17 protein-coding genes and 1 pseudogene are annotated in these 23,332 nt (G+C 72.7%); 12 read left to right on the top strand and 6 right to left on the bottom strand.

The annotated features are described in order from the left end of the window. A pseudogene (locus MKK69_RS22340) lies at positions 1-87 on the bottom strand (IS5/IS1182 family transposase); the annotation flags it as partial. A 455-nt stretch (positions 88-542) separates the two neighbouring features. On the opposite strand from MKK69_RS22340, the gene MKK69_RS22335 reads away from it, so the two are divergent. The 3 genes from MKK69_RS22335 to MKK69_RS22325 all read left to right on the top strand — a co-directional run bounded on the left by MKK69_RS22335 (position 543) and on the right by MKK69_RS22325 (position 8,431). Continuing rightward, positions 543-908, top strand: coding sequence for a hypothetical protein (locus MKK69_RS22335; protein WP_243971560.1), 366 nt, complete (start codon positions 543-545; stop codon positions 906-908). Between the two features lie 108 nt (positions 909-1,016). Continuing rightward, on the top strand, positions 1,017-4,301 hold the full coding sequence (locus MKK69_RS22330; protein WP_243971558.1) for a glycosyltransferase: 3,285 nt from the start codon (positions 1,017-1,019) through the stop codon (positions 4,299-4,301). 197 nt (positions 4,302-4,498) lie between these two features. Next, positions 4,499-8,431 (top strand): glycosyltransferase, encoded by a 3,933-nt coding sequence (locus tag MKK69_RS22325; protein ID WP_243971556.1) that lies wholly within the window; start codon positions 4,499-4,501, stop codon positions 8,429-8,431. A gap of 297 nt (positions 8,432-8,728) precedes the next feature. On the opposite strand, the gene MKK69_RS22320 is transcribed toward MKK69_RS22325, so the two are convergent. Beyond that, positions 8,729-10,180: a discoidin domain-containing protein gene (locus tag MKK69_RS22320; protein WP_243971554.1), complete on the bottom strand. Its 1,452-nt coding sequence runs from the start codon at positions 10,178-10,180 to the stop codon at positions 8,729-8,731. Positions 10,181-10,459: 279 nt separating this feature from the next. On the opposite strand from MKK69_RS22320, the gene MKK69_RS22315 reads away from it, so the two are divergent. Continuing rightward, a complete protein-coding gene (locus tag MKK69_RS22315) occupies positions 10,460-11,830 on the top strand; it encodes a discoidin domain-containing protein (RefSeq protein WP_243971552.1) in 1,371 nt (456 codons plus the stop codon). A gap of 79 nt (positions 11,831-11,909) precedes the next feature. Here the strand turns inward: MKK69_RS22315 and MKK69_RS22310 are convergent, their stop codons facing one another. Continuing rightward, complete coding sequence (locus tag MKK69_RS22310; RefSeq protein ID WP_243971550.1) at positions 11,910-12,695, bottom strand: hypothetical protein; 786 nt, start codon at positions 12,693-12,695, stop codon at positions 11,910-11,912. Between the two features lie 291 nt (positions 12,696-12,986). Here MKK69_RS22310 and rfbF point away from each other — a divergent pair, with 291 nt between their 5' ends. Genes rfbF through MKK69_RS22285 form a run of 5 tightly spaced genes read left to right on the top strand, consistent with a single transcriptional unit; the run spans position 12,987 to position 17,559 of the window. Continuing rightward, the gene (gene rfbF / locus MKK69_RS22305; protein ID WP_243971548.1) at positions 12,987-13,754 is read left to right on the top strand and encodes a glucose-1-phosphate cytidylyltransferase; all 768 of its coding nucleotides are present in this window, start codon (positions 12,987-12,989) and stop codon (positions 13,752-13,754) included. Further along, positions 13,754-14,851, top strand: a complete 1,098-nt coding sequence (gene rfbG, locus MKK69_RS22300) for a CDP-glucose 4,6-dehydratase (protein ID WP_243971546.1) — start codon at positions 13,754-13,756, stop codon at positions 14,849-14,851. The genes rfbF and rfbG overlap by 1 nt, the downstream gene beginning before the upstream one ends. Further along, complete coding sequence (locus MKK69_RS22295) at positions 14,848-16,110, top strand: class I SAM-dependent methyltransferase (protein WP_243971544.1); 1,263 nt, start codon at positions 14,848-14,850, stop codon at positions 16,108-16,110. The genes rfbG and MKK69_RS22295 overlap by 4 nt, the downstream gene beginning before the upstream one ends. A gap of 4 nt (positions 16,111-16,114) precedes the next feature. Next, complete coding sequence (locus MKK69_RS22290; RefSeq protein WP_243971542.1) at positions 16,115-16,660, top strand: dTDP-4-dehydrorhamnose 3,5-epimerase family protein; 546 nt, start codon at positions 16,115-16,117, stop codon at positions 16,658-16,660. After that, positions 16,657-17,559: an NAD-dependent epimerase/dehydratase family protein gene (locus MKK69_RS22285; protein WP_243971540.1), complete on the top strand. Its 903-nt coding sequence runs from the start codon at positions 16,657-16,659 to the stop codon at positions 17,557-17,559. Before MKK69_RS22290 ends, MKK69_RS22285 begins: the two co-directional genes overlap by 4 nt. 23 nt (positions 17,560-17,582) lie before the next feature. On the opposite strand, the gene MKK69_RS22280 is transcribed toward MKK69_RS22285, so the two are convergent. Beyond that, positions 17,583-18,875 carry an ArgE/DapE family deacylase gene (locus MKK69_RS22280; protein ID WP_243971539.1) on the bottom strand — a complete coding sequence of 431 codons (1,293 nt, stop codon included), beginning with the start codon at positions 18,873-18,875 and terminating at the stop codon, positions 17,583-17,585. A 217-nt stretch (positions 18,876-19,092) separates the two neighbouring features. On the opposite strand from MKK69_RS22280, the gene MKK69_RS22275 reads away from it, so the two are divergent. From MKK69_RS22275 to MKK69_RS22265, 3 genes are all read left to right on the top strand, one after another. Continuing rightward, positions 19,093-19,725 carry a L,D-transpeptidase gene (locus MKK69_RS22275; RefSeq protein ID WP_243971537.1) on the top strand — a complete coding sequence of 211 codons (633 nt, stop codon included), beginning with the start codon at positions 19,093-19,095 and terminating at the stop codon, positions 19,723-19,725. A 206-nt stretch (positions 19,726-19,931) separates the two neighbouring features. Beyond that, entirely contained in the window at positions 19,932-20,417 is a 486-nt protein-coding gene (locus MKK69_RS22270; protein ID WP_243971535.1) for an SRPBCC family protein, read from the top strand. A 200-nt stretch (positions 20,418-20,617) separates the two neighbouring features. Beyond that, on the top strand, positions 20,618-20,962 hold the full coding sequence (locus MKK69_RS22265) for a hypothetical protein (protein ID WP_243971533.1): 345 nt from the start codon (positions 20,618-20,620) through the stop codon (positions 20,960-20,962). A gap of 228 nt (positions 20,963-21,190) precedes the next feature. Here the strand turns inward: MKK69_RS22265 and fdhE are convergent, their stop codons facing one another. Together fdhE and MKK69_RS22255 are read right to left on the bottom strand one after the other, a co-directional pair. After that, positions 21,191-22,186 carry a formate dehydrogenase accessory protein FdhE gene (fdhE, locus tag MKK69_RS22260; RefSeq protein WP_243971531.1) on the bottom strand — a complete coding sequence of 332 codons (996 nt, stop codon included), beginning with the start codon at positions 22,184-22,186 and terminating at the stop codon, positions 21,191-21,193. 3 nt (positions 22,187-22,189) lie between these two features. Continuing rightward, positions 22,190-22,912 (bottom strand): formate dehydrogenase subunit gamma, encoded by a 723-nt coding sequence (locus MKK69_RS22255; RefSeq protein WP_243971529.1) that lies wholly within the window; start codon positions 22,910-22,912, stop codon positions 22,190-22,192. Positions 22,913-23,332 lie beyond the last annotated feature (420 nt).

Here is a 23,332-nt window from a genome sequence, read left to right as displayed (position 1 = left end):
ACGCCCGCCCTTCGGACGCGGCCGAGGCGGCGGCAGGAGCGGCGCGATCTCATCCCAGAGATCAACGGGAAGAAGCAGTCTGGCCATGCCAAACCAACGCTGAAAACCCCGCTCGGTGCCGTTCTGTTAGGCGCTCTTAGTTTGGCACGTCGTTTTCGATCTTTGCGTCCGAGTCGCGCGATGCCGGCGGGGCCTCGAACGTCGCGGCGGCGGCGGACTGAGGCATCCGGACTTGATCACCGCCCCCCGGGCACTGCCTTGACTCGGCCGTTCCGAGGGCCCTAAAGCCCGCCGCGATCGGATTGCCACACTTTACGCGACACGCTGACGGGGCCGGTCCTTCCCGAGGGGAGGGCGATCCAAGCCACGCCCGCTTCCTGAACTGCCGAAGCGCAGCGGCGTCCTCCGGGGATCGCGCGGCCGGCCGGGGGCCTCCTTCGGGCGGGATGGGATCGCCGGGTGCCGGGCATGGCGTCGAGCCCTCGACCGCGCGCGCCGCCGAACCGGTGTCCATCGTCCATGCTTCGACGGGATCGCGCGGGATGACCACGATGACCAACGCCGCCCTGACCGTCGCGGATTATGCCTTCGCACAGGCGGAGTTCTACACCTGCCGGCGAACGCTGGCCGACTACGCCGCGCGGCTGTCGGAAGCGGCCGACCTGCTGCGCGCACGAACCGACCGGGTGAGCATCACCGGCGTTGGCCCCATCCCCCGGCCCGCCGGCGCGCCCGTCATCGACGGTTCGGCGCTGCCCGCGGCCACCGACATCCAGCGGGCCCTGGAGCGCTATCGCGGCGCCTACGACAGGCTGCGCCGGGCCTGGGACGGACTGCCGCCGACCGAGCGCCAGGACCTGCGGCCGCCGCCCTCCGAACTGCCGACGCTGCGGCCCGCTGACGGTTAGGGCCGCGTCCCGGGAGGCCGCGCGGCGCCCGGGCGATCTCGGTGCCGGCCGTTGCGGCCCGCCGGAGCCCTGGCTATCAGTTGCGCCCGCTCGAGACCTCAGGACGACATGGACGCCGCGCCGCACTCCGACCTGTCCGCTCCGGAACGTTCGGAGCCCGCCCGCGCGGTATCCCCCGAGACCGCCGCGGTCGCGCAGGCGATCTCGGAATCCGGCCTGTTCGACCCCGCCTGGTACGCGGCCCGCCATCCGGAGGCGGCGGAGGATCCGCTCGCCCACTACATCGCGCACCGGACCGAGGCCGGGTTCGATCCGAACCCCCTGTTCGACACCGCGTGGTACCGGGCCCAGGCCCCGCAGGCCGGGGCGGGCGCGCTCCTGCACTACGTCACGCACGGCGCCGCCGCGACGCTCGATCCGCACCCGCTCTTCGATACCGCCTGGTACTTCGCCTGCAACAGCGACGTGGCCGGGGCGGGGGCGAACCCGCTGCAGCACTACCTCGCCGAGGGGGGCCGCGAGGGCCGCAACGTCCATCCGCTGTTTGACACCGGATGGTACCTGCGCCAGCGCCCGGACGTGCGGGCGGCGGGACTCAACCCGCTGCTGCACTTCCTCGCCGATGGCGGCCGGGAGGGCGTCGATCCCCATCCCCTGTTCGACAGCGCGTGGTATCTCGCCCGCCACCCGGAGGTCGCGGCCACCGGCGAGAACCCCCTCGTCCATTACCTGCGGACCGGCGCGCGGCTCGGCTACGACCCGCACCCGCTGTTCGACACGGTGTGGTACCGCGGCCGGTTCCCGGGTGCGGGGGAGAACGCGCTGCTCGATTATCTCGGCCGGGATCCCGAGGACGGCGCCGAGCCGCACCCGCTGTTCGACTCGCCCTGGTACCTCGACCAGGCGCCGGACGTCGCCGAGAGCGGAATGAACCCGGCGATCCATTATCTCACCGAGGGGGCCCGGGCCGGCCTGGGCCCGCACCCGCTGTTCGATCCCGCCCACTACCTGCGGCAGGTGCCGGAGGCGGCCGAGGCCCGGGCGAACCCGCTCCTGCATTACCTGAAGGACCGCGGCGAGACCGACCCGCATCCCCTGTTCGACGCGGCCTGGTATCTGCAGCGCAACCCCGCGGCCCGGGGCGGCAACCCGCTGCTGCATTACCGGCTGCACGGCGCCGGGCTCGATCCGCATCCGCTGTTCGACGCCGCCTTCTACCGCGCCCGGAACACGGATCTCGTCGCGAGCGGGGGGAGCCCGCTCGCGCATTTCATCGCGGGGGGCGCCGCCGAGGGCCGCGACCCCTGCCGGCTGTTCGACACGTCCTGGTACCTCGCGCGCAATCCGGACGTGGCCGGCTCCGGGCAGAACCCCCTGGTCCACTTCCTCGGCGACGGCGGCCGGGAGGGGCGCGACCCGCACCCGCTGTTCGACAGCGGCTGGTATCGCGGCCGGGTCCCGGATCTCGGCGCGGCCAACCCCCTCGTCCACTATCTGGCGCACGGGATCCGGGCCGGCATCGATCCGAACCCCCTGTTCGACGCCGCGTGGTACCGGGCGCGCCATCCCGAACTCGGCCCGGATGCGGATCCGCTGGCCGACTACATCGCGCGCGGGGTCCATATCGGCTCCGAGCCGCACCCGCTGTTCGACGGCGGCTGGTACCTGCGGACCTATCCGGACCTGATCGACGCCTACGAGACGCCGCTGCACCATTACCTGCATCTCGGCGTGGCGGAGGGACGGGATCCGAGCCCGGACTTCTCGACCCGCTGGTATCTCGAACGCCACCCCGACGTGGCGCGCGCCGGCCTCAACCCCCTCGCCCATTTCGCCGTCGCCGGGCGCGCCGAGGGTCGGGCGCCGCTGCCGCTGGAGGCCCTCCATGCCCGGCGCGTCGCCGCCGAACGGCTGGCGCTCGCCGCCGAGATCCAGGACATCCACCGCCATATCGGGCTGATGGTCGTGCGGCCGACCTTCGTCGTGCTGGTCGAGGGCGGGGATGCGGAGGCGGAGGCGCGCACGCGCGCCTCGCTGGCGCGGCAGATCTACGACCGGATCCAGGTCTGCGACACGCGGGCGGCCGCGGCCGAGGCCCTCCGGGATCGGACGGAGGCCTACCTGCTCTGGCTGAAGGCCGGCGACGCGCTGCCGCCGCGCGCCCTCTACGACCTCGCCTGCGACATCAACCGGGCCCCCGCGGCGGACCTGATCTACGGGGACGAGGAGATCGAGGGGCCGGACGGGATCCTGCCGTTCTTCAAGCCCGGTTGGAGCCCGGACTACCTGGAGAGCGTCGATTATATCGGCCGGGCGGCCTGCTACCGCGGCGCGGCGGTGGCCGACCTCGTCCCGGACGCGCGCAGCGCCTTCGCGCTGAGCCTGCGCCTCGGGGCGGCGGGCGCCCCGGTGCGGCACCTGCGCCGGATCCTGCTGCGCGGGCCGGACCGGCGCTCCGGCGCGGACGAGACCGAGCGGGCGCTGATCGGCGAGCACCTGGCGCGGACCGGCCGCGCGGGCGCCCGCGTCGAGGCCGCGCGCGGCGCACGTCGCTACGCTGTCGCTCCGGGCCCGCGCGACGAGACCGTCTCGCTGATCGCCGCGCTGGCACTCGGGCCCGCCGGCGGGGAGCCGCGGGCGGTCGCGGCCTTCCTCGATCGGATCGCGGCGATCCGCGAGGCATCGAGCCACGGCCCCCTCGACGTGGTCGCCGTCCTGGACCGGGAGGCCGGCGCCGCCGAGGCGGGGGCGCTCCGGGCGGCCGGATGCCGGACCGTCGCGGCCGAGCCCACGGCCGGCCCCGCGCGGGGGTTCAACGCCGGCGCCCGGGCGGCCACGGGCCCGTTCCTGCTCTTCCTCGATCCGGATCTGGAGCCGGTCGAACGCCACTGGATCGAGCGCATGCTGATCCAGTTCGACAAGCCCGGGATCGGCGTCGTCGGGGCCCGCCTGATCGGTGCGGACGGGCAATTCCGGCATGCGGGCATCGTGATGAACGGTGGCAGCCCCGAGCCGATCCGCGAGGGCCATGGCGGCGCCGACGGCTACTTCTTCAGCGCGGCGGCGGCCCGGAATTTCCTCGCCGTGAGCGGCGCCTGCCTGATGACCCGGGCCGAGGCGTTCCGCGCGGCCGGCGGCTTCGACGCGGGTCTGGACGGGGCGCTGTGGGACGTCGACTACTGCCTCGGCCGGCGCGCGGCGGGCCTCCGGGTCGTCTACGAGCCGGGGGCGGTGCTGGCCGACACGCGCCCGGGGCGGCCATCGCCGATCCGGGCCGACGAGGCTGCGCGCTTCGCGCGGCGCTGGGGGGCGCGGATCGCGCACGATCCCTACTACAACGCGGCCGTCCTGCGGCTGGGGCCGCCGAACTACGATGGCCAGCCGGTGCCCTGAGGGCGCGGGCGGGCGAGTTTACGGGGCCGAGCGGTTCCATTAGTGCGCTCAGCGAGACCACATCCGCGCGGCCATCGACCGCCGCCCCAGCACCGAGTCCTCCGGCACCAAGTCCTCATGAGCCCGACCGACCCGATCCGCGCGACCGCGCCCGCGAGCCCTGCGGGCGCCCTGCGCCCGAGCCGAGAGGTGCCGTGATGGTGCTGCGCTTCACCCGGGGCGGCCGTCGCAGCCTGAGCGGCCTCGGCCGGACCGTCGGCACAGCCATCGCCCACAGCGGCGCCCTGCGCGCGCTGAGCCGCCTCGACGGGCGCTATCACCGGTGGGCGGGGGCGCCGGAGACCCGCGCGAGCCGCAATCCCCTGGTGCGCCTCCTCGCCCGCGGCGGCCTGCCGGCAGCGACCGATCCGACCGCCGAGGCCGAGCAGCTCGCCGCCCTCGCACCCCATTTCGACGCGGCCTTCTACGAGAGCTGGTACGGGATCGGCGGCCCGGCGGCGCTGCGCGACTATCTCCGCACCGGCTGGCGCCAGGGCCGGGACCCGCGCCCGGACTTCTCGACCGCCGCCTACCTCGCCGCGCACCCGTTCCTCGCGCACACGGAGGTGAATCCGTTCCTGCACTACCTGCGCGCCCTGCTGGCCCGGGGCGTGCAGGCGATCCCGCAACCCGACCCCCGCCGCGCGGCCCGCCTCGCGCGCCGGCTCGTCGACGCCGACCATTATCTCGCCGGAAACCCCGACCTCCGGGCCGCCGGCGTCGATCCCGGCAGCCACTACATGAGCTCGGGCTGGCGCGAGGGCCGCGACCCGTCGCCGAACTTCGACGTCCCGTATTACTGCCTGTCGCACGGCATCAGCTACGCAACCGAGAATCCGCTGCTGCACTACGTCCGGCACGGCGGCAAGGCGCGGCCGGCGAGCGAGGACGAGGCGGTGGCCTTCCGGATCGCGACGATCGCGCCGTATTTCGACGCCGCCTATTACCGCGGCCGCGGCGACGACCGGTCCGACGAGAAGCTCCTGCGCGCCTACGCGGCCGGCGCGTGGCGCGAGATGCGCAGCCCGCGCCAGGACTTCGACCCGGCGGGGTTCGTGCAGGCGCGGGCCGACAACCGCGTGGTGCGCGGCGACCCGTTCTTCCGCACCATCGCCGAGACGCTGCTCGCGGGGGAGACGCCGTTCTCGGGTCCCGGCCAGGTCAGCTTCCCGGCGGTCGACGACGACTGGTACCGGGCGACCTACGCGGACGTGCGCGGCAGCGGCCTGCGGCCCTACGCGCATTTCGCCAGCACGGGCTGGCGCGAGGGCCGCGATCCGGGACCGCAGCACGCGACGCTCTACACGTTGCTGCGCGTCTGCGGCTTCCGCCCGGAACGGCCGCCCGTGGAGGACACGGCCTGGATCGCGCAGATCGGCCGCGAGCCGGTCGATCGCGAAGCGTATCTGCGGCTGCAGACCGCCCTGGCGGCGCTGCATTTCGATCACGCCTACTACCGCGCGCGCTACGGCGTGCCCGATACGGTCGACGCGGTCCGCGACTATTGCGAGCGCGGCTGGCGGACGGGGCGCAATCCGCGCGCGGATTTCAACGGTCAGGACTACCTCGACCAGCACGGTTCCGTGCTGGAGACCGGGGTGGCGCCCTTCGTCCACCACCTCGCCACCGCGGTGATGCTCGGCGTCGACGTCGCGGCCGGAACCTTCGACCCGCGCTACGGGGCGCCGCCCTCGGAGGCGGACGAGGCCCTGGCCGACGAGGCGCTCCTGATGGAGCCCCATTTCGACGCCGATTTCTACGCGAGGCGCTATCCCGACGTCGCCGGGGCCCGGGGCGGGCCGCTCGCCCATTTCGTCGCCCACGGCCAGCACGAGGGACGGCTGCCGAACAAGCGCTTCTCGTACGATTTCTACGGCAAGACCTACGGCCACCTGCTGGCCGCGGGGGAATCGCCGTTCCTGCACTACGTCCGCACCGGCCACGCCGCCGGGCTGATGGCCTGCCCCGAGGATCTCGGCACCTGGCCGGCCATGACCGCCCCCGAACCGCACGAATGGGACGGCCTGCCCCGGGCCCTGCCGATCGCCGGGGCCGACGTCGTCGTCATCATGCCGGTCTACAAGGGGCGCGGCGAGACCCTGCGCGCCATCCATGCCTGCCTCTCGGCCCGGCAGCGGACCCGGTTCACGCTGCTCGCCATCAACGACCGCTCGCCCGATCCGGGTCTCACCGCGGAGCTGGCGGATCTCGCCGGCCGCGGCCTGTTCCACCTCGTCGAGAACGCGCAGAATCTCGGCTTCGTGCGCTCGGTCAACCGCGGCCTGTCCCTGCGCCAGGGCAAGGCCGTCGTCCTGCTCAATTCCGACGCCCAGGTCTTCGGCGACTGGCTCGACCGCCTGGTCGCCCATGCCGAGGCCCGGCCGCTTGTCGGCAGCATCACGCCGCTGTCGAACAACGCCACGATCTGCAGCTATCCGAAGTTCAACGCCAACAACAGCATGCAGCTGGAGATCGCGCGGCCCGAGCTCGACGCCGCCGTGGCCCGGATCAACCGGGGGCATGCCGTGACGGTGCCCACCGGCGTCGGCTTCTGCATGTACATGACGGCGCCGTCCCTGGAGGCCGTCGGGGTGCTCGACGAAATCGCCTTCGGCAAGGGCTACGGCGAGGAGAACGACTGGTGCATGCGCGCGCTCAAGGCGGGTTACGTCAACCTGCTCGCCGAGGACGTGTTCGTCTATCACGCCGGCCAGATCTCGTTCGGGCTCGACGAGGGCGGCGAGTACGACCAGGGGCAGGCGGCCTTGCTCGCCAAGCACCCCGACTATCCGGCCGTGGTCGGCCAGTTCGTCCAGGCCGATCCCGGCCGCCGGACGCGGGCGCGGATCGACCTGTACCGGCTGGCCCGGCACTTCCGGGAGCGGGCCGTCCTGTTCGTGACCCATAGCTGGGGCGGGGGCATCCAGCGGCACATCGAGGACATGATCGCCCGACTCCAGGGGGAGGGGACCAGCGTGGTCCTGCTGTCGGTCGACCGGGACCGCAACCTCCAGATCAACGTCTCGTACCGCAGCGGCGACCTGCTCTACCTGCCGACGGTCGAGAGCCTGTATCTCCCCCACGACGAGGCCCAGATCGCCGAGTTCCTCGGCTGGCTGGCGCCGCAATTGATCCACGTCCACTCGCTGGCCGGCCTGCGCTGGTCGGCGGCGCGGACGATGATGCGGCTGGTGGCGGAGTCCGGGCGCCCCTACGCCTGGACGCTGCACGACTTCTCGCCGGTCTGCCACCGCAACCACCTGGTCCAGCCCGACGGCAGCTATTGCGGGCTCGCCCCGGTCCCGGTCTGCCGCGGCTGCCTGAATGCGGACCAGCAGGGCTTCGAGGAGCCGGATCCGGAGGCGCGGCGGGCGGCGTTCGGCGCGTTCCTGGCCGGTGCCGCGCGGGTCTTCGCCCCCTCGCCGGACACGGCCGGGCGCCTCGCCGCGGCCTATCCGGATCTCGCGATCACCGTGCGGCCCCATTTCGAGGCGGACCGCCGGATCCGGCCCGCGATCCGCAAGCGCCAGGAGGGCCGGCGCCGGGTGGCGGTGCTCGGTGCCATCAACATGATGAAGGGCGCACGCTTCCTCCAGGCGCTCGCCGTGGATGCCCGCGACCGGGACCTGCCGATCGACTTCACCATCGTGGGCTACTCCGACCCGGCGCTGCGTCCGGCGCTGAAGGCCGTCGGCGTGACCGAGACCGGCCGCTACAGCAGCGACGACGAGGCCCTGGACCTCACGGCGCGCGCCTTCGCCGACATCGTGCTGCAGCCGGCGATCTGGCCGGAGACCTACTCCTACGCCCTGACCCTGGGCCTGCGCACCGGCCTGCCGGTGGTGGCCTTCGACCTCGGCGCGCAGGGGGAGCGGCTGCGGGCCTATCCGCACGGGCACGTCCTGCCCTACGGGCTGATCCACGATCCGTCCGGGTTCAACGACCGCCTGCTCGCGGTCGACGTCTCGCCACGCGGCCGGATCCGCGGGCCCATCGCGGCGGCCGAGTACGGCGATCTGATGCGCGACTATTACGGCCTGGACCCGGCGCCGGCCGGGACGGAACGCCTCGCCGCCGCGGACGCGGCCTGATCGCCGTCCCGGGCGATCCGGGCCTCAATCGCCGTCGCGGTCATGCTCTGGGCAGAGAGGGCGCGGGTCTCCGCTCGCGTGTGGGCTCCGACGTTCGCACAGCGCGGCCGGATGCAGGCCAGGCCGCCCCCCGCGCGTCTCCCTCCCCCCTCTGCGGGAGAGGGTGGCCCCCGAAGGGGGTCGGGAGGGGGGAGGGAGGGCGCGCGGGGTACGGCCATTGCCCCCATCCGGCAGCGATACGTGAACATCGAAGCCGGCTTACCTTTTTCTGTGCCGGAGGCCCATAAATCCGGCGGCTCAGATCGTCCCGTCGAGGCGCAGGTTGGCGGCCGGGTAGTCGATCATCGTCCGGCGCTGCTCGGGGGAATTGGTCCAGCCGCCCGGCCGGATGTAGTCGCCGGTATCGACCACCTCGACCACGTTTCGGACGGTCGGGATCTCCCGGAACCGGTGATCGTAGCCGTTGGCGAAGGTGACCACGGTCTCGACCGAGTCGGACAGGTAGCAGATCGCCGGCCCGAGCGTCCCGAACCCGAAGACGAGGTGGCGCCCGTTCACCAGGGCGGCGGTGTCCTCGACGATGGTCCCGCTCTGCACGGTGAACGGGATCGCCCGGGCCGCGAGATGGGCCTCCAGCGCCTCGATCACCGGGTTCAGGCGGTTCTCGTAGACGAGCTTGACCCGGCCGATGCGGCCCGCCTCCAGGAAGCGGTCGATGACCAGGGTGTAGAAGGACAGCGGCGGCTGGATATAGGCCGCGTTGACCCAGGTGCTGAACACGTCGCCCGACCGGAGATGGATGATCAGTTCGTCCTCGGGCTTCGGCGCGAACACGGGCGGCAGCAGGTTGTAGAGCGGGTGGATGACCGTGCGGACCATCGCGCGCTTCTCCTGCGGCGTGAGCAGGTCCCGGGCGAAGCGGGTGTGGTGCTCCAGCTCCCAGAAATAGCCCTCCAGGAACCAGCCGCCCGGGGGCAGGGGGTCGGCGGCCGGCAGGAAGGTGAGGCCGCCGAGTTCCACCGGCTCGGTACGGGCGATCACCCCGCTGCTCTCCCGGGTGGCGAGCTTGACGTAGCGCAGGCCCAGCCTGCGGGCGATGGCGATCGCCATCGAGTGCTGCATCAGGCCGTTGCCGAGGGCGGCGTTGAGCACGAGCGACACGCCGATCAGCGGGGCGTCCCGGGTGCCGGGGACGCCGACGAGGGCGTAGCTCATCTGCTCGACCGCGCCGGGGGTCTCGGCCAGCAGCGGCACGTCGAGGCCGATCGCGTCGCGCAGGCGGATCAGTTCGAGGGCCGGCCGCTCGACGAAGACCTCGACCTGGGTCAGGACCAGCGGCTGGCGCTCGTCGAGGGAGACCCTGACGAAGCGGGCCCAGACCAAGCCGGCCAGGGGAAGCTGCAGGGGGATCGCCTGCCCCTTCGCCCGGAAATGGGTCAGCCCGGCGTGGATCAGGGTCCAGGCGGTCCCGTCCTCCGAGACCTCGACCCGCAGCGAGCGGGCCGCCTCCCGCGCCACCTCCCGCCGATTGTGGACGACGATCGCCGCCAGGGGCAGGCGCTGGCCCAGGTCGACCTGCCACCAGGCCGGCGGGTCCGCTTCCGTATGGGCGTTGTATTCCCGGCTGAAATCCCCGTCGACGAGCCCGTCCGGACCCAGGGGGCACCAGGCCGGCCGGGAACTCTGGCTCGCCGGCCTGCCCAGGGCGACGTTGACGTAGAGGTCCGGATCGTCGAACGGCGCGGTCATCGCCGGGCTCTGAGCAGGTCGCGGGGGCGCGGTCAACCGCCTTGCCGGCACCAGGCCATCCCGCGGCCGCCGCGCCTTGCCTGGCCGCGAGACATCCGGCTAGAGCTGCGCCCGCGCGGGGCGTGACGCGGTCCCGTCACCGCGTGGCCCTGTCGGACGCGCCCGCGCGCCATCGCCCCGGAACGGGCGGAAGCGGCTCGACCCGGCCGCCCGCGCGCCGCCGTAAATGCCGGTCCGCCGACCGTGACGGGGGCATCCGGGAGCCGACGAGAGCATCGCATGGCCGCAGCAGCCGATCGGACCGAAGATTGCGTGGATGTCGCGGCCACCCGGGATCAGACACGCTCTCACGACGGCATGGCGCTGACGCTCCAGGTCGATCTTGGCGCGCGCTTCCCGATCTCGGCCGTGTCGGTCAGCCCGGTCGAGGACGGCCGGAGCGGGGCGGGGGCCGCCCTCCGGCTCGCCGTCTCGTCCGACGGGCTGACGTGGTCGGAGGTGGAGCCGGCGGGGCAGACCCAGACCGAGGCGGACGGGGCGATCCGGCTGGCCGTCGCCGCCGGGGTGGCGGGTTGGGCCCGCCACGTCCGCGCGGTGCTCCCCGTCGGAGCCGGGGCGACGCCCGGGCGGCTGCAGGTCTGGTGCGCCGCCGCAGCGCTCGACCTGATCGCCTTCCGCAGCCAGCTCGGCGTCGCCTTCAACATCCTGCACGAGCGTCCGGAGGCGGTGCTGCACACCTCCTACAGCCTCGTGTGCGCGCCGCATCCGCGCTCCAAGGCGATCGTCGGCCTCGCGCTCCTGGAGAACGGCGCCTTCGGCAATTGCCTCGTTCAGTACGCCATCGCCATCTCGGTGGCGCGCGCCCTCGGGCTGAAGCTCGTGAAGATCCCCAAGATCGACCGGAGCCAGGTGATCTTCCTCACGGAGCGCCTGACCTGCGCCGGGATCACGTTCATCCCCGCCGACGAGCCGCTGCCGGACGACGGCTACTTCCTGTCGGGGATGTTCTTCGATTCGCCGTTCCAGCCCCTCGTGAACGCGCGCGATCCCCTGCCGGTGCGCGCGATCGTCCACACCTACATCCGCCGGGTGTTCAACGGCCTGCCGGCGGCGTTCCCGGCCAAGCCCGCGGACGAGTTGATCATCCACATCCGGTCGGGCGACATCTTCAGCACCTGGATCGACCCGAACTACCCGCAGCCGCCGCTCGCCTTCTACCGGATGGTGATCGAGCGCCTGATGGGCGAAGGCCGGATCCGGTCGGTCAAGATGGTGTTCGAGAACCGGGCGAACCCGGTGATCCCGGCGCTGGAGGCCTATGTCGCGGAGATCGGCCTGCCGCTGACGACGCAGAGCGGCACCCTCGCCGACGACGTCGCGGCGATCGCCGACGGCCGCTACCTCGTCTTCGGCTTCGGCTCGTTCGGCCCCGGCGTCTGCCACGTCTCGGAGCGCGTGGAGCAGGTGTTCTACTTCTCGTGCAACTGGCCGCAGGGCTTCCAGTCGATCGAGACGGTGGGCCAGGCCATCGAGGTCCGGGATGTCGGGGGCGGGTACATGAAGATCGGCGACTGGGCGAACACCGAGGCCCAGCGCCGGCTGATGATCGACTACCCGGCCGCGAATCTGGCCTTCGACGACCGGCTCTGAGCCAGGTTTCCAGAGGGCCGCTCGACACCTCGACATGGGCTGGGGCCCGGACCTTCCGAAACCATCGCGTCCGAGGGTCCTAAGCCTCGATCACGGTGGCGGGGATCGCGCGGCCCCAGGATGCGAAGGTCACCTCGGTGCGGGCGCGGGCGTCCATCGCCTCGAAGCCGCGCGTGTAGTTGTCGTGCACGAGCAGGTTGGCCTGGCCGCCCTGCCGGGAGGTCTCGCTCTCCGGCCAGAGCGGCGGCGCGTAGCCGCGCCCGTCTGCGCCGACGATCAGGCAGGTCAGGCCCAGGGCCATGACCCGCCGGGTGAGGCCGTCCGGGCCGCTCTCCGCGAAGAAGGCGTCGAGCTTGGACCGGATGGCATAGGTGCCGAGCAGGGCGGCGGCGTGCTCCCGCCGCATCGCGAAGGCGTTGGTCCGCAGGTGCGGATTCGGGAAATCCGGGAACAGCCGGTTGATGTAGCGCAGGCTCTCGAAGGACCCCGTCGCGCCGACCAGGCCGACGCCGGGGCTGTCCAGGTTGCGCAGCAGCTTGGCGAGCCAGTGCGGGGCGTTGAGCTCCGCGTTCGTGTTGAGGAAGCAGACGTGGTCCTCGCGCACGCGCGACAGGGCATCCGCGTAGGCGCCGAGGTCGAAGCTGAGATCGTCGGTATCGATCGCCTGGACGGGCAGGCCGTCGAAGGCCTCTTCCGCGGCCGAGCGCTGCGTGGCGTCGGCGAATCCCTTGAAGATCACGTAGAGCGCGTGGTCGTGGCCGGCCGGATGCGCCCGGTAGGAGGCGGCGAAGCGCCGGAACCGGTCGGCGTGGTCGGCGTCGTAGCCGCGGGCGAGGTAGAGGACGGCGGCGGTCCGGGTCGACATGGTCTTCGGGCACTCCGACGGCGTGGCGGGCCCGGGCGGCCGGACCGCGGGCCTTCACGGCGAGGCTGATAGAGGCTGCCGGCCGGCGTGACGAGGGGGGGTCCGCGCGGGCGGGGGCTCCCGCCGACCCGGCCGCGTCCGGAGGAGGCGTCGCCGCCCGGGGTGATGACGGGTTGTACAGCATCGGCCTTCGCGCGTAAGCCGCACGGGATCGGAGTGGAAGGCCGGCCCCCGCGCCGCCGGCGCGGCGCGACGCTCCGGCGGGACCGACGGATTGCCGGGGAGGCAGGGATGAAGGCGGTGATCTTGGCGGGCGGCCTCGGGACGCGCCTGTCGGAGGAGACCGGGACGCGCCCGAAGCCGATGGTCGAGATCGGCGGCCAGCCGATCCTGTGGCACATCATGAAGGGCTTCGCGGCCCACGGGGTGCGCGAGTTCGTGATCTGCCTCGGCTACCGCGGCTACATGATCAAGGAATTCTTCCTCAACTACCGGCTCCACCTCTCCGACGTCACCGTCGAGACCGGCACGGGCGCGATCGAGTTCCACCGCAGCGGCGCCGAGGACTGGAGCGTGTCGCTGATCGAGACCGGGCCCGAGACCATGACCGGCGGCCGGCTGAAGCGCGTGCGCCCCTATCTCGGGACCGAGCCGTTCTTCATGACCTACGGCGACGGGGTCTCGGACGTGGACCTGACCGCGCTCGCCGCCTTCCACAGGGCCCACGGCCGGATGGCGACCCTGACCGCCGTGGCCCCGCCCGGGCGGTTCGGCGCCCTGGAGCTGGAGGGCGACGCGATCCGCAACTTCCGGGAGAAGCCCGCCGGCGACGGCGCGGTCATCAACGGCGGCTTCTTCGTCCTCGACCCGCGCGTGCTCGACTACGTGACGGGCGACAGCACCGTGTGGGAGAACGAGCCGCTGGAACGCCTGGCACGCGAGGGGCAGCTCCAGGCCTACCGGCATACCGGGTTCTGGCAGGCGATGGACACCCTGCGCGACAAGAACCAGCTCGAGGCGCTCTGGACGCGCCGGGCCGCCCCCTGGATGGTGTGGTGATGGGCGCGCGCAATCCGGATCCGGGCTTCTGGGCCGGCCGGCGGGTGCTGGTCACCGGCCATACCGGCTTCAAGGGCGGCTGGCTGAGCCTGTGGCTCACGCATCTCGGCGCCCGGGTCACCGGCTTCGCGCTGGCGCCGGAGACCGAACCGAGCCTGTGCGCGCTCACCGATCTGCCGGCCCGGATCGACAGCCGGATCGGCGACGTGCGCGAGGCCGCGGCGCTCGCCGCCTGCGTGGCCGAGGCGCGGCCCGAGATCGTCCTGCATCTGGCCGCCCAGGCGCTGGTCCGGCCGTCCTACGCCGACCCGGTCGGCACCTACGCCAGCAACGTCATGGGCACGGTCCACCTGCTGGAGGCGGTGCGCGCCTGCCCGTCGGTCCGCGCCGTGGTGATCGTCACGAGCGACAAGGCCTACGAGAACCGCGAGTGGGTCTGGGCCTACCGCGAGGACGAGCCGATGGGCGGGCGCGACCCCTATTCCAACTCGAAGGGCTGCTCCGAGCTCGTCACCAGCGCCTACCGCGCCTCGTTCTTCGGCGCAGGCGCCCACCCCGCGCGGATCGCCAGCGCCCGGGCCGGCAACGTCATCGGCGGCGGCGACTGGTCCCTCGACCGCCTGGTCCCGGACGCGGTGCGCGCCTTCGCGCGCGGCGCGCCGGTGGAGATCCGCGCGCCGGGTGCGGTGCGGCCCTGGCAGCATGTCCTGGAGCCGCTCTCGGGCTACCTGGCGCTGGCCGAGGCCCTGTGCGGGGCGGACGGGGGACGCTACGCGGAAGGCTGGAACTTCGGCCCGGCCGACGCGGATTGCCGGCCGGTCTCCGAGGTGGTGGCCGGGCTCGCCCGGGGCTGGGGGGCGGGCGCGCAGTGGCGGCTTTCCGCCGGCCCCCACCCGCACGAGGCGACCTTCCTCAAGGTCGACGCGTCGAAGGCGCGCGCGCATCTCGGCTGGGACCGGCGGCTGGCGCTCGCCGAGGCGCTCGACTGGACCGGGGCGTGGTACCGCGCCCAAGGGGAGGGCGCGGACGCCGCCGCGCTGACGTTGGATCAGATCGCGCGCTACGCAGCGCTGGCGGAGACGGGGGACCGGGCATGAGCGCAGGAACGGAACCTCTCCCCGCCGCCGCGGCCCGGGCCCGCTGCCGGTCCTGCGGTGCGCCGCTCACCCGCACCGTGGCCGATCTCGGCCTGTCGCCGCTCGCCAATGCCTACGTCCCGCCCGAGCGGGCCGGGCAGGGGGAGATGGTCTACCCGCTCCACGCCTATGTCTGCGAGACCTGCTGGCTGGTGCAGCTCGAAGCGTTCGAGAGCCCGGAGCAGATCTTCTCCGACTACGCCTATTTCTCCGGCTTCTCCGCGGGCTGGCTGCGCCACGCGGAGGCCTACGTCGCGGCGATGACCGGGCGCTTCGGCCTGGGGCCGGACAGCACGGTGGTGGAGGTCGCGAGCAACGACGGCTACCTGCTCCAGTACTTCGTCGCCCGCGGGGTGCCGGTGCTCGGCGTCGAGCCGGCCGCCAACGTCGCGGCCGCGGCACGGGACAAGGGCGTGCCGACCGAGGTCGCGTTCTTCGGCCGCGCCACCGCCGAGCGGCTGAAGGCCCAGGGCCACGGCGCCGACCTGATGGCGGCCAACAACGTCCTCGCCCACGTCCCCGACATCCTCGACTTCGTGGCCGGATTCCAGGTGCTGCTGAAGCGCGACGGCGTCGGCACCTTCGAGTTCCCGCACCTGCTGCGCATGATCGAGCACAAGCAGTTCGACACGATCTACCACGAGCATTTTTCCTACCTCTCGCTCGGTGTCGTGTCCGGCATCCTGGAGCGCTCGGGCCTGCGGGTGTTCGACGTGGCGGAACTGCCGACCCATGGCGGCTCGCTGCGGGTGTTCTTCTGTCACGCCGACGGGCCGCACGCGCCGACGCCCGCCGTGGCGCGGGTGCTGGACGCCGAGCGGGCCGGCGGCCTGTTCTCGGCCGAGGGCTACGCGCGGTTCGCCGAGTCCGTGATCGCGATCAAATGCGCGAGCCTGGACTTCCTGATCGCCGAGCGCCGGGCGGGCCGGCGGGTCGTGGGCTACGGGGCGGCCGCCAAGGGCAACACCTTCCTGAACTATTGCGGGATCGGCCCGGAGCTGGTCGCGGCGGTGGCCGACCGCTCGCCGCACAAGCAGGGCCGGCTCCTGCCCGGCAGCCGGATCCCGGTGATCGCCCCCGAGGCGCTGCTGGCGCTGCGCCCGGACACCGTGCTGATCCTGCCGTGGAACCTGAAGGCCGAGGTCATGGACGAGATGGCCGGCATTCGCGCCTGGGGCGGACGCTTCGTCACCTGCATCCCGAGCCTGAGCGTGGAGTAGGCCGGTGATCGTCGAGGAGCTGCCGCTGGCGGGCGCCTATCGGATCGGGATCCGCCCGCACACGGACGAACGCGGCTTCTTCGCCCGCACGGTCTGCGAGGACACGCTGGCCGAGCGCGGCCTGGTCGGCCGGTTCCGGCAGTCGAGCGTGTCGTTCAACCGGCTGCGCGGCACGGTGCGCGGGATGCACTACGCCCTGGCCCCGCACGCCGAGACCAAGCTCGTGCGCTGCACGATGGGGGCGATCCACGACGTGATCGTCGACCTGCGCCGGGGCTCGCCGACCTATCTCCGGGCGGCGGGGATCGAGCTCTCGGCGGAGAACCGGGCGGCGCTGTACATCCCGGCGGGGTTCGCCCACGGCTTCCAGACGCTCCGCGACGACACGGAGGTGCTCTACATGATCGACCGCGCCTACGTGGCCGAGGCCGCCCGCGGCCTGCGCTGGGACGACCCGGCGCTCGCCGTGGCCTGGCCGGAGCCCGTGGCGGTGATCGCCGAGCGCGACCGCACCTATCCGGCCTGGACCGGCGCGGATCCGGTCGTATGAGCGTGGGCGAGCGCCGCGTCCTCCTCACCGGGGCGACCGGGTTCGTCGGCGCCCACGCGATCCCGGCGCTCCAGGCCCGCGGCTTCGCGGTCCACGCCCTCGGACGCCGGCCGCCGGCCGCGGAGACCACCTTTCACCCGGTGGACCTGCTGGACACGGCGGCGATGCGGCGTGTCGTCGGCGCCGTCCGGGCGAGCCACCTTCTGCACCTCGCCTGGTACGCCGAGCCGGGCCTGTACTGGCGCTCGCCCGCCAACCTCGACTGGGTCGCGGCGAGCCTCGCGCTGGTCCGCGCCTTCCGGGAGGCCGGGGGCGGGCGGGCGGTCGCGGCCGGCACCTGCGCCGAATATGCCTGGGGGCCGGAGCACCTGCGCGAGGACGCGCTCTGCGCGCCCGCGACCCTGTACGGCGCCGCCAAGGACGGCACGCGGCGCGTCCTCGAGGCCTATGCGGGCGAGACCGGCCTGTCCCTCGCCTGGGGGCGGCTGTTCTTCCTGTACGGGCCCGGGGAGAAGCCCGGCCGGCTGGTCGGCGACGCGATCCGGGCGCTTGAGGCGGGGGCGCGCTTCGGCACCAGCCCGGGCCATCAGCGCCGGGATTTCAGCCACGTGGCGGACGCGGCCGGGGCGTTCGCGGCCCTGGTGGACTCGGAGGTCGCGGGACCGGTCAATATCGGCTCGGGGACGGCGCCGCCGGTGCGGGCGATCCTGGAGCGGATCGGCCGCCTGACCGGCCGCCCGGACCGGATCGATTTCGGCGCCCGGCCGCTCGCCGCGGGCGAGCCGGCCTGCATCGCGGCGGACGTGACCCGCCTGCGCGCGGAGGTCGGCTTCCAGCCCCGCTTCGACCTCGATGCGGGGCTCCAGGCGACGCGGGCGGCGTACGGGGCGGGGGTGTAGCGCCTGTCAGCGCGCGGCGCGTCTCAGCCCGGCCGCCGCTCCGTCCCGCACCATTCGGCCACGAACAGCGCCATCGCGGTGGTGCAGCGCTGCACGGAGGCCAGGCTCACGCGCTCGTCGAAGCCGTGGATCGCCTCCGCTCTCGGCCCGTAGCACAGGGCCGGCACCCGGTCGTAGAGGGCGTGGACCCGCGTATCGAGGTAGCTCGCGCTCATGAAGCTCTGAAGCGGCGCGCCCATCGCCCGTTCATGGGCGCGGCCGAGCACGGCCTCGGCCTCGGAACCGGCGTCGAGCACGTAGCCCTCGGCGAAGAAGCCGTTGAACGCCACCCGGGGCGGGTTGTTGGCCAGGAACGAATCGGTGCGGGCGAACCGCGCCACCGCGGCCTCGATCTCGGCCGCGGCCCGCGCCGCCGGCACACCCGGGTAGAGCGCCACCCGGCAGTCGATCCGGCACCAGGCCGGGACCGAGGAGGCCCAGTCGCCGCCCGCGATCCGGCCGATATTGAGGTTGATCGGGTGGTCCTCCCCCTCGAAGTGCCGGTGCCCGGCCGCCTCGGCGTTCCAGCGGGCCTCGACCTCGCGGAGCGCGCCGATCACCCGGTAGGTGGCGTCGATGGCGTTGGCGCCCGCACCCATCTCGCGCACGTGGACCGGCACGCCCCGGACCTCGACGGTGAACCACAGCACGCCGGTATTGGCGCGCACGAGCTTCTCGTCCTCCGGCTCGGGGATCAGCACGGCATTGGCCCGGTAACCGCGCAGATGGGTCATCAGGGCGCCGTTGCCGGTGGATTCCTCCTCGACCACGGACTGGACCGTCACCGAGGCCGCCGGCTGCAGGCCCAGGCGGGCGAGCGCATCGAGGGCGAACAGGTTGGCCGCGTGCCCGGCCTTCATGTCGCCGGCGCCGCGGCCGTACATCCAGTCGCCCTCGATCACCGGGTCGAAGGGGGGATGGGTCCAGAGGTCGAGGGGGCCCGTCGGCACGACGTCGACATGGGCCTGCAGGATCAGGGAGCGCCCGGTCTCGGTGCTCGGCCGGTGGTGGCAGACGACGATCGGCGCGTCCGAGTGGTGCGCCGGGTCGATCTTCGAGCCGCCCGGATGGGCCGCGATGGCGTCCCGGTCCATGGCGAAGCGCTCGGTGGCGTAGCCGCGGGATCGGAACCGGTCGAAGACGTAGTCCTGGCAGGCATGCTCGGCGCCGCGCAGGGAGGCGAACCGGACCAGCGCCTGCGTGTGGGCGACCTGATCGGCAAAGCCCTCCGCCACGGAGGCTTCGATCTCGGCGGCGAGGGCGGGGTCGAGGGCCATGGGATCTCCGGCAGGTTGCAATCGGGAGGAAGCGCCCGGCCCCGGACGCGTGTCAACCGAGGCGGGATCCCGCCTCAATTCGGGCGCGGCCCGGGCGGCGGGCGGGGGACCGCAGGCCCGCGCTCCGCAAAGCGTGACCGCCTGCGCCGGGAACCGCGGTGTTGCCAAAGGCTTAGCCAAACGGCAAACCGTCGCGGTTTCGCAGTCGGAGTGGCTCATGCGTATCGGTCTGGTCTCGGTCCTGTCCGGCCTGCTCCTGTGGGCCGCAATCCCGGCGCCCGCCTCCGCGGACGTGCTCGTCAGCGTCGACAAGGGCACGCAGCGCATGGAGGTCGCGGTCGACGGTCAGCCCCGCTATTCCTGGCCCGTTTCCACGGGCGTCGAGAGCTACGACACCCCGTCTGGGTCCTACCGCCCGTTCCGGATGGAGCGCGCGCATTTCTCGAAGGAGTGGGACGATGCCCCGATGCCCTTCGCGATGTTCTTCACGAACCAGGGCCATGCCATCCACGGCACCAACCACGTCCGCAACCTCGGCCGGGCGGCCTCGCATGGCTGCGTGCGCCTGTCGGTGCGCAACGCCGCGACCCTGTTCAATCTCGTGAAGGCACAGGGCATGGGCCGGACCCGGGTGGTGATCGAGGGCGCGGACATGCCGGTGGTCGAGGGTGAGCCGCGCGCCATCCGCGTCGCCCGCCGCCGCGGATCCGACGCGCCGGAATTCCTGCAGGCGGATGGCGACCAGATGGGCCGCCGCCCGCGGCCGGCCTACTACGAGAGCCGCCCGACCTACGTGCCGGCGGCGGGTTACGGCTACCCGGTCGACGCGAACCCGACGGACGCCTGGTAGGCCACCCGCGTCCCGCACGGCGCCGCCGGCGGGGCCCGGTAAGACCCCTCCGCCCGGACGACCGCCGGTCGCGTGGTCCGGGCGCGAACGTCATGCGCGGTGGCGCCCGCCCATTGCCGCGGACCCCGTCCAGGCTTAGCTCCACCGCGGCCCCAGAGCCCACGCGGCTGCGGCCGCGATCCGACACGGATGGAGACACCCCCGAAATGCCTTTCGCGTTCTGCCGGTCCCTTCCCCTCGCCGCCCTGGCGCTCGCCGCGGCCACCGTGCCGGGCTACGCCCTGGACGTGACGCGCTCGGCCGACATCGCCGCGCCCCCGGCCAAGGTCTGGCAGACGATCGGGGAGTTCTGCGGCATCGGCGACTGGCACCCGGCCATCGAGAAATGCGCCCTGTCCGACAAGGACGGCATGAAGGTCCGCACGCTCAGCCTGAAGGGCGGCGGCACCATCAAGGAGGAGCAGGTTTCCCGGGACGACAAGGTGATGAGTTACACCTACACGATCCTGGAGAGCCCGCTGCCGGTCTCGGACTACAAGTCGACCCTCTCGGTCGCCCCCGCCGGCTCCGGCTCGAAGGTGACCTGGACCGGGACCTTCAACGCCAAGGGTGCGCCGGACACCGTCGCCGTCGACGCGGTCCAGGGCATCTACGATTCCGGCCTGAAGGCGCTGGCCGACAAGGCGAAGTAGCCGCCGTCACGATTTGGCGTGCGCGGCGGCACCGTGATGGCGGCCGCGCGCGCCAAACCCCTCTGATGACACCAAAATTCCGCACGGCGGGTATCCGCCGCCCCTCATCCTGTGATCGATGATCCTATCGCGGCGGCGATTGACCCGCTGCCAAGCTCGGCTCAAAACCCGGGCGGCGCGGCCCCTCGCGCCCCAACAGGATGATCGCCGTGCCCGCGTCCCGTCTCCCGATGCGCCTCAGCCTCGCCGTGCTCGCCGTCGCTGCGCTGGGGGCCTGCCAGCAGCGCGCCGCGCCCGCGGTGGCGGAGCCCTCGCCCATCGTCCCGGCCCCGCTGGCCCTCCCGACGGGCAGCGGCTGCGGCCCGGAGATCGCGCGCACCAAGGCGATCGTCGACAGCGACGTCGCCACCGGCAATCTCAACAAGCCGGTGGGCGACCGCTTCAACGCCGATCTGGCGCAGGCCGCCTCGGAATGCGCCGCCGGCAAGTCCGGCGAGGCTGTGCATCTCCTGGCCGCCGCCAAGAGCCGGTACGGGTATCGGTGAGCGGAGTCTTTCGGTTCGGCGCGCCGTTGGGGCCTCTGGTTTCAATCCTCAACGTGCGTCCAACCCATCTCCCTCATCCTGAGGCGCCGGAGCGCAGCGGAGGCCTCGAAGGAGCCCTCCAGCCGGCCGCGCGATTCCTGGAGCCCTCCTTCGAGGCCGCTCCGCGGCACCTCAGGATGAGGGGGATTGGCTTAGGATAGGGATTGCCCCAACGCGGACGCAGTTCAGCTAGATCACGAACAGCAGGTTCAGCCCGGCCCGACGGAACCCCTCCTCGGCGATCTTGAGATCCAGCCCGTAGGCGGCGATGTCGTCCGCCACCGGGTCGAGGGTCGGCGCCCGATGCTGGTGCAGGTGCTTGATGTAGCTGTGGCAGGTCGTGCAGGTCTCGACCTGGACGTCCTTCGAGACCTCGTCGAGGCCGTAATAGCTGACGCCCTCGCCTGCGCCGCAGGCGGTGCAGCGGATGCGGACATGGTTCCAGAAGGTGCCGCAGAGCGAGCAGCTCAGGTAGCGGGCCTTGTCGGCCGGGGTCCAGGCCACGATGACGCTCGCCACCGGGGCACCGCCGCAGCACGGGCAGACGCCGTCGGCCACCGGCTTCAGGACCTTGGTGTCGAGGCGGGCGGCCTGTTCGGCGAGGCGGATCTGCAGGGCCGCCGCCACGAACACGCATTCGGCGATCCGGTCCATCGGCAGCGCCCCCTCGAAGACCTGCAGGGCGAGGTCGAGGCGATCCGCCGGGGACGCCGCGCGCAGGGTCTCCCGCGCCGCCTGTGAGGCCTCCGGTGCCGTGGCGAGGTCGACGGCGTCGAGGAGGCCCAGGAGGCAGGCGTCGAAGCCCGTATCGGCCTCCAGGCTGTGCCGCGACAGGGGCGGCATGCCGTGCTCGCTCCGCAGCGCCAGATCGGCCGCGTCCGGCGGGGTGGCCGGCGGCCCCTTCGCCTGGAGCGTCGCCTGGGCCCGGGCGATCGCGGCCACGAACCGGAGATAGGCCTCCAGCGGGTGGCCGGGCGCGACCGCAATCAAGCGCTCGGCCCGGTCGGCGAACAGCGTCGCCGGATCGGGCAGGCGCACGAACGGGACCGAGCCCGAGATCCCGATCTTGTCGGGGTCGGGCTGCAGCTCGGAGAAATCCCGGCGGCGGGGTTTCGGTTCGGCCGCGACGGGGGTCGACTCATCCGCGGCCGGCGCCGCGGGCTTCCGCCGGAAGAAATTGGCCACGCCTCAGGATCCGCTCTTGTCCACCGCGCCGTCGCGGGCCTTGCTGCCGGCGATCTGCCGGAACCACTTGCGGTGGTGGCGATAGGCCCAGCCGCCCGTGACCGTGCCGCGGACCATCGCCCGGCCGGTGCCGCGCACCCAGATGCCGGCGTAGATGTGCACGACGATGATCGCGATGGCGATCACGGCGGCGAGCGAGTGGGCAAGCAGCGCCCAGCGCTGGGTCTCGATCGAGGTGAAGCCGCCGAAATAGGTGTTCCAGATCACGAGGCCGGTGACGAACATCACGCCGATCAGCGCGGTCTGGCCCCAGAACACGCCCTTCTGCCCGGCATTGTACTTCCCGAGTTCGGGCAGCCGGTCCTCGCGGTTGGTGACCACGTCGCCGATCTTCATGGACCACGCGACATCATCCTTGTTGGGGATGTTCAGCTTCCAGAAGCGCACGAACAGGAAGAAGAAGCTCACGGCGAGCGCCACGCCGAACCAGGGATGGATCGCCCGGGTCGCCTGCCCGCCGCCGAACAGGCCGGTGAGCGAGAACAGGTAGGGCGTGAACATCGCCAGCCCCGAAAGGGTCAGCAGGGTGAACAGGATCGCGGTGATCCAGTGGTTCACGCGCTGCACGCCGGTGTAGCGCGGGACGTACAGCACCTCCGGCGTCTCGGCCTTGGCATGGTGCAGGGGGCGGGGATCGCCGTCGCGGATATCGCTGTGGATCGTCATCGGCCTTCACTCGCCTGACGGGGCCGGCTCCGCGGCGCGGGGCGGCCGTTTCGTACAAGATAGGGTGTGGCGGCGGTGCCGTCTCCACCCGGTCGATTCCGGAACCGCGCGCCTTTCCCTCCCCCCTCTGCGGGGGAGGGTGGCCCCTGCGTCAGCAGGGGTCACCCTCCCCCGCAGAGGGGGGAGGGTGGCCCCTGCGTCAGCATGGGGCGGGCCGTGACGAAGACCCGCAAGCGGGGAACCCGGGTTCAGAAAGTGGCGCAGCTGTGATGAAGGCCGCAGCCTTCCTCGACAGCGTCGCACCCCTCTCCCGACCCCCTTCGTGGGCCCCCCTCCCCCGCAGAGGGGGGAGGGAGCCCGTCGCGTTTCAGTGCGGCCGGGCCTCGCCGCCACCGGTCTCCCGGCCCTTGGCCTCGTCGT

It is taken from the genome of Methylobacterium sp. J-026 (genome assembly GCF_022829585.1).
Lineage (GTDB): Bacteria > Pseudomonadota > Alphaproteobacteria > Rhizobiales > Beijerinckiaceae > Methylobacterium.
Note: the sequence above shows the minus strand (reverse complement) of the source record. Positions and strands in the feature narration are given on the sequence as shown.

Excerpts from the sequence above, each read along its gene's own strand:
- rfbF (WP_243971548.1), top strand. The coding sequence starts at position 12,987 with ATGAAGGCGGTGATCTTGGCGGGCGGCCTCGGGACGCGCCTGTCGGAG.
- MKK69_RS22270 (WP_243971535.1), top strand. The coding sequence starts at position 19,932 with ATGCCTTTCGCGTTCTGCCGGTCCCTTCCCCTCGCCGCCCTGGCGCTC.
- MKK69_RS22325 (WP_243971556.1), top strand. The coding sequence starts at position 4,499 with ATGGTGCTGCGCTTCACCCGGGGCGGCCGTCGCAGCCTGAGCGGCCTC.
- MKK69_RS22310 (WP_243971550.1), bottom strand. The coding sequence starts at position 12,695 with ATGTCGACCCGGACCGCCGCCGTCCTCTACCTCGCCCGCGGCTACGAC.
- MKK69_RS22315 (WP_243971552.1), top strand. The coding sequence starts at position 10,460 with ATGGCCGCAGCAGCCGATCGGACCGAAGATTGCGTGGATGTCGCGGCC.
- MKK69_RS22335 (WP_243971560.1), top strand. The coding sequence starts at position 543 with ATGACCACGATGACCAACGCCGCCCTGACCGTCGCGGATTATGCCTTC.
- MKK69_RS22275 (WP_243971537.1), top strand. The coding sequence starts at position 19,093 with ATGCGTATCGGTCTGGTCTCGGTCCTGTCCGGCCTGCTCCTGTGGGCC.
- MKK69_RS22285 (WP_243971540.1), top strand. The coding sequence starts at position 16,657 with ATGAGCGTGGGCGAGCGCCGCGTCCTCCTCACCGGGGCGACCGGGTTC.
- rfbG (WP_243971546.1), top strand. The coding sequence starts at position 13,754 with ATGGGCGCGCGCAATCCGGATCCGGGCTTCTGGGCCGGCCGGCGGGTG.
- MKK69_RS22295 (WP_243971544.1), top strand. The coding sequence starts at position 14,848 with ATGAGCGCAGGAACGGAACCTCTCCCCGCCGCCGCGGCCCGGGCCCGC.
- MKK69_RS22320 (WP_243971554.1), bottom strand. The coding sequence starts at position 10,180 with ATGACCGCGCCGTTCGACGATCCGGACCTCTACGTCAACGTCGCCCTG.
- MKK69_RS22255 (WP_243971529.1), bottom strand. The coding sequence starts at position 22,912 with ATGACGATCCACAGCGATATCCGCGACGGCGATCCCCGCCCCCTGCAC.
- MKK69_RS22265 (WP_243971533.1), top strand. The coding sequence starts at position 20,618 with ATGATCGCCGTGCCCGCGTCCCGTCTCCCGATGCGCCTCAGCCTCGCC.
- MKK69_RS22330 (WP_243971558.1), top strand. The coding sequence starts at position 1,017 with ATGGACGCCGCGCCGCACTCCGACCTGTCCGCTCCGGAACGTTCGGAG.
- MKK69_RS22280 (WP_243971539.1), bottom strand. The coding sequence starts at position 18,875 with ATGGCCCTCGACCCCGCCCTCGCCGCCGAGATCGAAGCCTCCGTGGCG.